The sequence below is a fragment of the Limnohabitans sp. genome, assembly GCF_040400975.1.
GTDB lineage: Bacteria > Pseudomonadota > Gammaproteobacteria > Burkholderiales > Burkholderiaceae_C > Limnohabitans_A.
This window is the reverse complement of sequence record NZ_JBBAPF010000005.1, coordinates 47,777-57,561: the sequence shown is the minus strand read 5'-3', so window position 1 is coordinate 57,561 and position 9,785 is coordinate 47,777. Positions and strand designations below refer to the sequence as shown.

At 59.0% G+C, this 9,785-nt stretch carries 9 protein-coding genes; all 9 read right to left on the bottom strand.

The window, feature by feature from the left end:
- Positions 1–3,309 (bottom strand): DEAD/DEAH box helicase (locus ABWQ00_RS05125; RefSeq protein ID WP_353237598.1); only part of this gene is annotated, 3,309 nt, incomplete at its 3' end.
- A gap of 92 nt (positions 3,310–3,401) precedes the next feature.
- Entirely contained in the window at positions 3,402–4,544 is a 1,143-nt protein-coding gene (locus tag ABWQ00_RS05120; RefSeq protein ID WP_353237597.1) for a hypothetical protein, read from the bottom strand.
- Positions 4,545–4,631: 87 nt separating this feature from the next.
- Positions 4,632–4,952, bottom strand: a complete 321-nt coding sequence (locus ABWQ00_RS05115; RefSeq protein ID WP_353237596.1) for a hypothetical protein — start codon at positions 4,950–4,952, stop codon at positions 4,632–4,634.
- Positions 4,953–4,969: 17 nt separating this feature from the next.
- The gene (gene nagZ / locus ABWQ00_RS05110; protein WP_353237595.1) at positions 4,970–6,055 is read right to left on the bottom strand and encodes a beta-N-acetylhexosaminidase; all 1,086 of its coding nucleotides are present in this window, start codon (positions 6,053–6,055) and stop codon (positions 4,970–4,972) included.
- A gap of 35 nt (positions 6,056–6,090) precedes the next feature.
- Positions 6,091–6,519 carry a holo-ACP synthase gene (gene acpS, locus ABWQ00_RS05105; RefSeq protein WP_353237594.1) on the bottom strand — a complete coding sequence of 143 codons (429 nt, stop codon included), beginning with the start codon at positions 6,517–6,519 and terminating at the stop codon, positions 6,091–6,093.
- On the bottom strand, positions 6,516–7,265 hold the full coding sequence (locus tag ABWQ00_RS05100; RefSeq protein WP_502908080.1) for a pyridoxine 5'-phosphate synthase: 750 nt from the start codon (positions 7,263–7,265) through the stop codon (positions 6,516–6,518). Before ABWQ00_RS05100 ends, acpS begins: the two co-directional genes overlap by 4 nt.
- 8 nt (positions 7,266–7,273) lie before the next feature.
- On the bottom strand, positions 7,274–8,023 hold the full coding sequence (gene recO, locus ABWQ00_RS05095) for a DNA repair protein RecO (protein ID WP_353237592.1): 750 nt from the start codon (positions 8,021–8,023) through the stop codon (positions 7,274–7,276).
- A 10-nt stretch (positions 8,024–8,033) separates the two neighbouring features.
- Complete coding sequence (gene era, locus ABWQ00_RS05090; RefSeq protein ID WP_353237591.1) at positions 8,034–9,089, bottom strand: GTPase Era; 1,056 nt, start codon at positions 9,087–9,089, stop codon at positions 8,034–8,036.
- On the bottom strand, positions 9,086–9,778 hold the full coding sequence (rnc, locus tag ABWQ00_RS05085) for a ribonuclease III (RefSeq protein ID WP_502908079.1): 693 nt from the start codon (positions 9,776–9,778) through the stop codon (positions 9,086–9,088). Before rnc ends, era begins: the two co-directional genes overlap by 4 nt.
- Positions 9,779–9,785 lie beyond the last annotated feature (7 nt).

The following is a 9,785-nucleotide window of genomic DNA, read 5'->3' as shown; positions in this document are numbered from 1 at the left end:
GATGGCGTGGAGGTGGCTTTCGACAAGGTCTCGGTTGGCCAAGTCCAGTGTGGGCGCCTTGACGATGCCGTGCACCATGTCAGTGGCGTGGTGAAAGAACCACTGATCGTGCGGGCTAAGAGCTGCGCAATAGGTGATGACAAGTGCCTGCATGCCGGAGCGGCCTGCACGGCCGCTGCGCTGAGCGTAGTTGGCCGGGGTGGGCGGTACGTTGCGCAAATAGACAGCATTAAGTGCCGAAATGTCCACGCCCAGCTCCATGGTGGGCGAACAGAACATGACCGGCAATCGCTGTAAGGGCGCGTCGTTGGCGGGGTTTTCTGCCCAGTCCTGGCGGTCTTTGGTGGTGTAACGAAAGCGCTGCTCCAGAAGTTGGCGGCGTCCGGCATCGACCTGCGCAGTGTGCTCTTGCGCTTCAAAGTTGAAGAGTGCGTGTTGGGATTGCTGAAGCGTCTGAGCAACGGCCAGGTAGAGGTTGCGGAAGTAAGCGTTGTGGCGGGTGTCTGTGTCTATATCTTCGTCGCGCACCAGCAGCCAGTCCATGCTGTTGGCGTTCAGGCGCCAGCCGAGCACCTGGGAGTCGATGTCGAACTTTTGCACATAGCCGTAATTGGATGCGGCCTTGAGCAGGTCTTCAATGAAGGCTGTCCATTGCGGGTCTTTCCAGCCGCTGACTACAGCGGCAGCTGAGCTGCTCTTCCACAGCGGGGACAACTTGATGTCTTTGAGTAAGCGGGTTCGTGGACCACCCGGTACCAGGTCTGTTCGAGGCTTTCCTCGGTATTCTGGACGCTTGCCCAAGATGAGGTATTTAGATGTTTCGAGGCTTTCGTCGTACGCGAATGCCCAGCGGTCGTTCAGGTATTGGAAGGCGGTGGTCTTGGCACGCTCTTGCTCGATGGGGTCGAGGTACATGCTTTGCAAGCAAAGGCCGCGACGCATGTGGTCAAACAGGCACACCGAAAGCTCAGTTCGGTGTTGGGGCGAGAGCTTTGACAAAACCGGGTTGCCTGCAAACAAAGATTCTTCGGTAACAAATTCGGCAATGCCCCGGTATTGGATGTTCAGCAGGTTGAGCTGGTCGAGGTTGGGGTTGTTGAAGCGCCAGCCTCGACGCAGGTCGCGCATCAGTCTGTACCCAATGATGAAGCGCAAGGTCTTCTGGGCATCTTGCCGGGCAAGGCCCATGATCTTGGGGTTTTTGAGATATTCGGTCAGGGTGCCTTGATCAACTTTCTCGAACCCCAGCGCTTTGAATACTTGACTGGCCAACACGTCCTCAGACAGCAAGCCTTGGTTGTTTTGCAGTGCGCCAATGAGCGCTGCACGCAGAGTCAGCAAAAAGATGAAGTCGTTGAAGTGGCCCGCTTGCAGTGCTGCATCTTGGCGGTTGTCAGTGAAGCCAAGAATTTTGCGGGGATCAGGTTGGTCCGTCTGGGGATCGCCCTCGGCAAACAGCTGGCGAATGGCGGTCAGGGTCAGGATCGTGGTTGCAGATGACCGCCCCTCACCAGACAAGCTGGCCAGGCGGTTGATGTCTTTGCCATGGACCTCATGAGACAGACCGCAGCGCAGACAAAACCTGAACTTTCCGGGAATGAACCAGAAATTTTCACCGTCCCGCCCGTGCAGGCCATCTGGCCCCAGGGTGACCGGTTGCGGCACGGCTTTTCTGTATGTACTTTTGATCTTAGGTTCGGCTTTGCTCAGGTCGAGCCATGTTTCGGGCAATTCTTCGAGTTGACCTGTAAAGGTTTGACCCGTAGTTTGCGGGCACAAGAAGCCGTAATGCGCGTCTTCGTTTTCGTCAGAAGAAATGTCGTCAATTTCGCGGGGACTGTATTCCTGCTGGGCATTTCCGGATCGCCAGACGGGGTGGTATTCCTGCCCGCAATCACGGCAGAAGTGCACGGGATAAAGGCGCGTTCCCTCGTCTTGCCGGCCTGGTGCAAAGCGTTGTGCATCTAGCGTGATGTGGCGCTTGCCTGCTGGCTCTAAAGTCGCGAGCACCTTGCCTGGTCCGCTGATGAATTGGTGCAGCTTGAAAGCAAATGGGGGGCGGCCTTGTTCGGTCTTGACTTCGTGGGCAGCCACCAAAAACAGTTGCAGGCCTGCACGGGCCAGATCAAAGTCACAACCCGCATCGTCGGCCAACCTGGCCGCCGCGTCTTTTAGGGTCATCGGTTTGGCGCGGCGCGGTGCTTCGAGTTCGGGAAGCTCAATGCCAAGGTTCAGTTCTACCCAGATGGCCAAAGGGTCGTCTTGGAAGGCGGCGTAGCTGGGCCATGAAAAGCTGGTTTGCGACAAAGCCGACTTGAGGTAGGGCTTGACGGCGTCTACACTTTTGGCCTGATTGGTGACACGGTCAAGTGTTTCACCAATGACATCGTGCTCAGTGATGGTGGTGCCAAAAAGTTTGGATGCCACTTCAGCAACAGTCTTGTTGCGGTCAGCCTGGGTGCCCGTAGATGACATGGTGGCAGATGTGCCAATGCAGACGAGCTTGTGGGCTTGCAGGCGCTCGCGCAGGCGACGTACCAGCATGGCCACGTCAGCACCTTGACGCCCCCTGTAGGTGTGCAATTCGTCCAACACCAAAAAATCAAGCCCTTGGCAGTGGTCAACCACGCCACGGTCAATTTCTTCATGCCGCGTGAGAATCAGCTCCAGCATCATGAAGTTGGTCAACAAGATGTCGGGTGGGTTGTTCTTGATGCGTTCGCGCTCGGCTGTACTTTCCTGTCCGGTGTAGCGGGCGACCGTGAAGGGCTGCTGGCCCGGCGCATAACCGTGCAAAAACTTGTCGAGCTCCTCCAACTGGCTGTTGGCCAGTGCGTTCATTGGGTAGATGACGATCGCACGAGTACGCGACTTGGCATTTGCGTCTTGTTTCTTTTCTTGCTCTTTGACTTTCAGAATCCGGTCGATGATGGGGATAAAAAACGAAAGCGACTTGCCCGAACCTGTGCCTGTCGTCACCACATAGCTTTTGTCCTGCCCAGCTTTGGCCAAGGCTTCCATCTGGTGTGCGTACAAAAACAAATCGACAGGCGTGCCCTCGGGCTTTTTGGCCTTGAACAACTCGGCACAGTCGGCATGCAAATCGCCCTTGGCGGCCAACTGCTGAACGGTGGCGCTTCTGCGGTAGTTGGGGTTGATTTGAATCAGCGGCTCAGGCCAATAACGGCCCTCGCTGTATTCACGCTCGACCTTCTCATTGATATCTCGGGCATAGATCTTGGAAAAACTTCGAGAAAAAGAGCTGTATTCACCGATCAGCTGATCCCGAAAATTAAATACGTTTTCCATAAATAGACAATCCCAAGCGGGGGAAATTTTTTGAAACAAGTCTAGCCAGAAATAGCTACAAACTTAACGGTAGATCATAGATGCTAGAAGCATCAGGAAGCAGTCTTCCAATAGCCCTTCTTGGAATAAATCCCCTCCTCCGTCTCCCTGGCATCCCAAAAATGACCCTCGGGCACGAAGTCAAGCCAAGGGCCGGGTTTTACCTTCAGTCGATCAAAGTCGTTGGCTTTCAGGGCTCGCTGCGCCTGGGCCACGTCGTCAAACTGCAGTGCATCGACTACAGCACTGCGATTGCTGAAGTCGGCCCTTTTGAATGCACTGGGCCGCAGCGTCATGCCCTTATCGTGAAAGAAATACACCGTGGCTTGTCCGTTGGTCTGCGGCTCGATCAAGGTCCAGTTGTGCGACATCATTCCCAACACTTTGACCCACCAGTCGCGGTTGCCAATGTGAAACAAGGGTGGAACCATGGGTTGTTCGGGCAGTTCTGGCATTTGGGTCTTCATGCGCCGGGCCTGCCATGCCCATTCAAAATGAATATCGCCGTCGTCTGGCGTGTCTTCAAAAACAAAGGGCTGCTCGTCTTGGCGCTCTAAGGCCTGCATGATTTGCTCGGCCCTGGACTCAAATTCATTTGAAAATTCATGGTCTAGCGATTGGGCGGCTTCGTCAAAGCGCCCGAGCTCCCGAAAGACTTCGGCCCTGAGCAAAATTTCAGCATAGCTGTCAGGGGGCAACAGGTCCAGCAGCGCCAGCAGATTGGCTTTCTCATCGGTTTGGAGCAGTTGTCGGCCAGTGTCCATCCGCTCATCGTTGACACGGTGCCAGGCATAGATCCGCAATTGCTCTGCGTGAGGGCTGATGTCTTGGCTTTGGACGTACTGGATACATTGCTTGAGGGTCGCCACCTTGTAACGAGGAGCGTCCCGGTATTGTTCGGCCAAGGCTTCTTGGGCTTTTTTGCTTTCGATTTCTTCCGGTGTGGGCTCACCCATAAAACCAAAACCCGGGAAATAGTCCCGGTACTCGACAGCATGTGTTGCGCCCACCATGCAAAAAAGCGCTTGGCAGTGTGGACAAGCCACCAAAGGTGGTGTTTGAGGCAACATACGGGCATTCATTTGCCCATCAGAGCGGTATTTAGCGCCCAGCGTGTTGCCAGAGGCCAGGGTTCTGCGGGCGAAGATGCCCTGGCAGTTTGAGCAGCGGTACAGGCGTTTGGGTCCGGGGAGCATGCTGAATCCTTGTTAGAGCATCGCATGCTAAATCTACCGAGGCTCTTGTATTGAGCCCCTAACCCTGTTGATGGATACAGGCTTTTTTCAGCCCGGCTTGCGAGGCGGCAGTCGGGGTGCGTCTTCCACCACCTCGCGCACTTCCACGTCTACCACCTGGTCATCGTGGGCGCTGTGGTGTCCCCTGGGGCCTTCAAAGCCCTGCGAAGGCCCGGCACGAAAGCCGCCTTGCTTGAAGTTCTGGCGCATGGCGCTGAACTGTTGCCAGACCAGCACCACCTGGGGCTTGCGACCCGTCAACAGCCAACGCAGCGTGGCATAAACGGTGTAGCAGGCCACACCAAAGAGCAAGGCCACCAGAAAGGCCAGCCCGAGCAGGGCCATGAAAATTTTGGCGATCCAGTTCATCCAAGTTCCTGTTCAGGTCAAGGCAGGCGGTCCAGCGCCTGCATGTAATCGGCCGAGCGCACCAGTTCGTCCCAGGGGCGGGCGGGGGATCGGGGCAAGAGGTTCAGGCGCCGCTCTTCGCTGATTTCGCTGGGGGTCCAGTGGCCCTTGAGCTGGGCTTCCGCCAACTGGTCGAGCACCTCGTCCAGCTCGGCGCCACCATTCACGGCCGAGCGGTTGCACAGCAGGGCCAGGTCGCAGCCCGCGTGCAGCGCGGTGATGACGGCCTGGGTATAACTGAGGGTCTGCCCCTCCAGCTGGCGGGCGGCGGCCATCGACAGGTCGTCGGTGCAGACCACGCCCTGAAAACCCAACTGCCCACGCAAGATGTCTTGCAGCCAGCGGGGCGAAAAACCTGCCGGGCGGCTGTCCACCTTGCTGTAGATCACATGCGCAGGCATCACGGCGGTGAGCACACTGCCCAGCCATCGGTAAGGCTGCGCATCGTCGGCCAGGATGGCTTTGAGGCTGCGCTTGTCCACGGGCAGCGCCACATGCGAGTCGGCTTTGACCGCTCCGTGCCCGGGGAAATGTTTGCCGCAATTGCCCATGCCCGCTTGCAACAGACCTTGCATCAGGCTGCGGGCCAGCAGGCTCACCACACGCGGGTCACGGGCAAAAGCGCGGTCACCGATGACGCCGCTCTCGCCATGGTCCAAATCCAACACGGGCGTGAAGCTGAAGTCCACACCGCAGGCACGCAGCTCGCTGGCCAGAACAAAGCCCGCCGAGGTGGTCGCTTCGCAGGCCTTGAGCACGCCCGAGCCGGGTTGTCCCTTGTCGTCCTGGCCCCAAAGTTCGCCGAACGCACGCATGGGTGGCAAATGGGTGAAACCATCGGTACGAAAGCGCTGCACCCGACCACCTTCGTGGTCTACCGCAATCAAGAGGTCTGCACGGATACTTTTGACCTCAAAGCACAAGTCGGTGAGCTGCGTCCGACTTTGCCAGTTGCGGCCAAACAAAATCATGCCCCCCACCAGAGGGTGCGCCAAGCGGCGGCGGTCCACTTCGGTGAGTGTGGTGCCAGCAATGTCGATGATCAGGGGGGCGTGGATGCTCATGCGGGACTCAGCAGTTCAGGGTGAACAAGGGGAATTCAAGTGGGTGCTTTGTCCGTCGAATGCGCCGGCGGTGCCAAGGTCTCGACCACACAAAAACTCGCGGCGTACTCGGACTCGTCGGTCACAGTGATGTGGGCGCTGAGGTTTTTCGCCTCAAACCATTCTTTCAGCACGCCGTGCAAAACGATCACGGGCTGGCCGCTGGGCAGTTTGCCGATCTCGCACAGCCGCCAGGTCATGGGCATGCGCATGCCCAAGCCAATGGCTTTGCTGAAAGCCTCTTTGGCCGAAAAGCGTGTCGCCAAGTAGCGCACACCCCGCTCAGGCCAGCGGGCACTGCGCGCCTTCCAGGTGGCCATCTCGGCATCGCTCAGCACTTTGCCTGCAAAACGATCGCCATGGCGCTCCAAACTCGTCCGGATGCGGCGTATGTCGGAGATGTCGGTGCCGATGCCGTAGATCATGTGTTCAGGCAGTCCAGATAAGCCTGTACCGTGGCGGTGTAGCCCAACTCCAACGCGTCGGCCATGAGGGCGTGGCCAATCGAGACTTCTTGCAGGCCTTTGACCGCGGCCACAAAGGCGGGCAGGTTGCCGCGGTTGAGGTCGTGGCCTGCATTGAGGCCCAGGCCTGCTTGTGTGGCGGCGACAGCGGCATCGGCATAACGCCGCAGCTGCATGGCTTGTTCTGGCGTGCCAAAGGCGGCGGCATAAGGCTCGGTGTAGAGCTCCACCCGGTCGGCGCCCACGGCACGGGCTGCGGCCATTTGCTCTGGCAAAGGGTCCATGAAGAGGCTCACCCGCACGCCCAGCGACTTGCACTCATCGATCAAGGGTTTCAGGCGGTCTGCGTCCTGCGGGAAGGTCCAGCCATGGTCGCTGGTGAACTGGCCTTCGCTGTCGGGCACAAAAGTCACCTGGTGCGGTCGCACGGCACGCACGTGTTCCATGAGGTTGTGGAAGGGGTTGCCCTCGATGTTGAACTCACGATCGGGCCAAGCCTGCATGAGGGCATGCAGCTCGGGCACGTCGCTCGCGCGGATGTGGCGCTCGTCGGGCCGGGGGTGAATGGTGATGCCCTTGGCACCCGCTTGCAGGCACAGCTCGGCAGCACGGGTGACGCTGGGAATGCCCAGGTGGCGCGAGTTGCGCAGCAAGGCGACTTTGTTGACGTTGACCGACAGGGCCACGCGTTGGGAATCAGCGGTCAAGAGGGTATTCATAGGGTTTGCAGATCCAGCATCATTTGGCGAGTGCGTAAAGCGCCTACACCGCAATGGTAGTTGAGCATGAGGCGCAAGGGACGCTGCAACTGCACCAGCAGCTCAGCGCAATCGCGTACCAAAGCGGCCAAGGGGCTGGGGGACACCAGCGCCGCGTGCAGCGCCAACCACTGTTCGCCTCGCAAGGCGGAGCGAGGGTCTTCGCTGACCCATTGCAGCCCGGCCTCGGGCACCAAGGCATAACTGTCCTTGTGCAGCAAAGGCTTGAGGCTCAGGGTTTGCTGGTTCAGGGCAGGCAACAGGCCCATTTCCCGCAGCAGCAGCAATTCAAAGCCGCGCAGACCCCATTGCAAGGCATCGGGGTCACCACTGGCCAACAGGCGCACAGCGGCGGCGTACACCTCAAACAAAGCGGGGTGCGGGTCGTCACGCGCCGTCAGGCGCATGAGCAACTCATTGAGGTAATAACCGGAGAGCAGCGCCTCTCCCGTGGGCATGACGTGACCGCCTACCCATTCGGCCGATTTGAGCGTGCGGATATCGCCATCGCCCCCAAACGCCAACGACAAAGGCTGCAGCGGCAAGAGCACCGGGCGAAAGCTGGAGGTGGGCCGTTTAGCCCCTTTGGCGACCAAAGCCACCCGGCCGTGGTGGCGGGTGAAGACTTCGAGGATCAGGCTGGTCTCGCTCCAGTCGTAGCGGTGCAGCACATAGGCCGGCTCGTCTGCAATCCGCTTGGAGGCCATGGGCGGGGGGTTACTCGTAACCAAAACTGCGCACGCGGGCTTCGTCGTCGGCCCAGCCCGAACGCACCTTGACCCACAGCTCGATGAACACCTTGGCGTCCAGCAGCTTTTCCAGCTCGACGCGGGTTTCGGTGCCGATGCGTTTGAGCTTTTCACCCTTGTCACCGATCACCATGGCCTTGTGGCCTTCGCGCTCGACCACGATGGTGGCGGCAATCCGCAGCATTCGTTTGGCCGTACGGCCCGCTTCTTCTTCGAACTTGTCGATCACCACGGTGGAGGTGTAGGGCAACTCGTCACCCGTCAATCGAAAAAGTTTTTCGCGCACCATTTCACTGGCCAAAAACTTCTCGCTGCGGTCGGTGAGTTCGTCTTCGGCATGCCACCAAGGCTGCTCGGGCAGGTATTTTTCACAAATACCGAGCAGGCGCTCGATGTCCTTGGGCTGCTTGGCCGACATGGGCACAAACTCTGTAAAGGCGTAGCGCTCGTGCATGCTTTGCAACCAAGGAGCGATGTCGCCACGGCGGTGCACGTTGTCCAGTTTGTTGGCCACCAACAAGACAGGGATGCCGGGCTTGAGCAGCGCCAAGACCTTGGCGTCCGCCGTGGTGAAGCTGCCCGCCTCGACCACAAACAGAACCAGATCCACATCGCTCACCGCACCCACCACGGTCTTGTTGAGTGACTTGTTGAGTGCGGTGCCATGGATGGTCTGAAAACCGGGCGTGTCCACAAACACATGCTGCGCCGCACCTTGGGTGCGGATACCCGTGATGCGGTGGCGGGTGGTCTGGGCTTTGCGCGAAGTGATGCTGATCTTTTGGCCCACCAAGGCGTTGAGCAAGGTGGACTTGCCCACATTGGGCTTGCCCACAATGGCCACCAGGCCACAGCGCTGGCCTGCGGCAGGCTCCAGCGCGGGCGCTGCGGCCAAGGGGGGCAAAGCGGCGTCTTCAGTTGCGTCGCGCGGCTGGATGGTCACACCCGCAATTTGCACAGGGCGGCGCAGGGTTTGCTCTCGAGCAGTGCGCTCAGCGTTGGCAGATTTTTTGTCGGTGCTCATGCGGCGCTTTCGGGTTTCAGGGTGAGCAGCATGGCGGCTGCCGCTGCTTGTTCGGCTGCACGGCGCGATGCGCCCGAGCCTTGTTGGGTTTGGCGCAATTCGGTCACTTCGCAAGAGACCTCGAACTGCTGGCGGTGCGCCGCGCCAGAGGTGCCGACCACGGTGTATTTGGGCAGCGAGAGCTTGCGCCCTTGCAGCCACTCTTGCAACTCGGTCTTGGGATCTTTGCCCACGGCTTGCATGTCGGGCTTGATGTCGACCTGGGCAAACAGGCGCTCGACCAAGGCATGTGCATCCTTGTAGCTGCCGTCCAGGTACACCGCGCCAATGATGGCTTCGAGTGCATCGGCCAAGATGGAAGGACGGTTTTGACCGCCTGAACGCATCTCGCCCTCACCCAAGCGCATCACGGCAGGCAAATCCATTTTTTTGGCCAGTTGGTGCAAGGTGTCTTGCTTGACCAGGTTGGCCCGCACACGCGACAAATCGCCTTCGGGCAAATTGGCCAGTTGCGTGTAAAGCAGGTGGGCCACCGACAGGTTGAGCACCGAATCGCCCAAGAACTCCAGGCGTTCGTTGTGGTCCGCACTGAAGCTGCGGTGCGTGACCGCTTGCTGCAGCAAACTGCTCTGGCGAAAGGCGTAACCCAGCCGGACTTGCAAGTCGGACAATGCAGACGAATTTGCCACGCTCACC

Bases quoted from the DNA above. Each gene is read 5' to 3' on its own strand.
- ABWQ00_RS05120 (WP_353237597.1), bottom strand. From the start codon at position 4,544: ATGCTCCCCGGACCCAAACGCCTGTACCGCTGCTCAAACTGCCAGGGC.
- recO (WP_353237592.1), bottom strand. From the start codon at position 8,023: ATGGCCTCCAAGCGGATTGCAGACGAGCCGGCCTATGTGCTGCACCGC.
- acpS (WP_353237594.1), bottom strand. From the start codon at position 6,519: ATGATCTACGGCATCGGCACCGACATCTCCGACATACGCCGCATCCGG.
- ABWQ00_RS05115 (WP_353237596.1), bottom strand. From the start codon at position 4,952: ATGAACTGGATCGCCAAAATTTTCATGGCCCTGCTCGGGCTGGCCTTT.
- era (WP_353237591.1), bottom strand. From the start codon at position 9,089: ATGAGCACCGACAAAAAATCTGCCAACGCTGAGCGCACTGCTCGAGAG.
- nagZ (WP_353237595.1), bottom strand. From the start codon at position 6,055: ATGAGCATCCACGCCCCCCTGATCATCGACATTGCTGGCACCACACTC.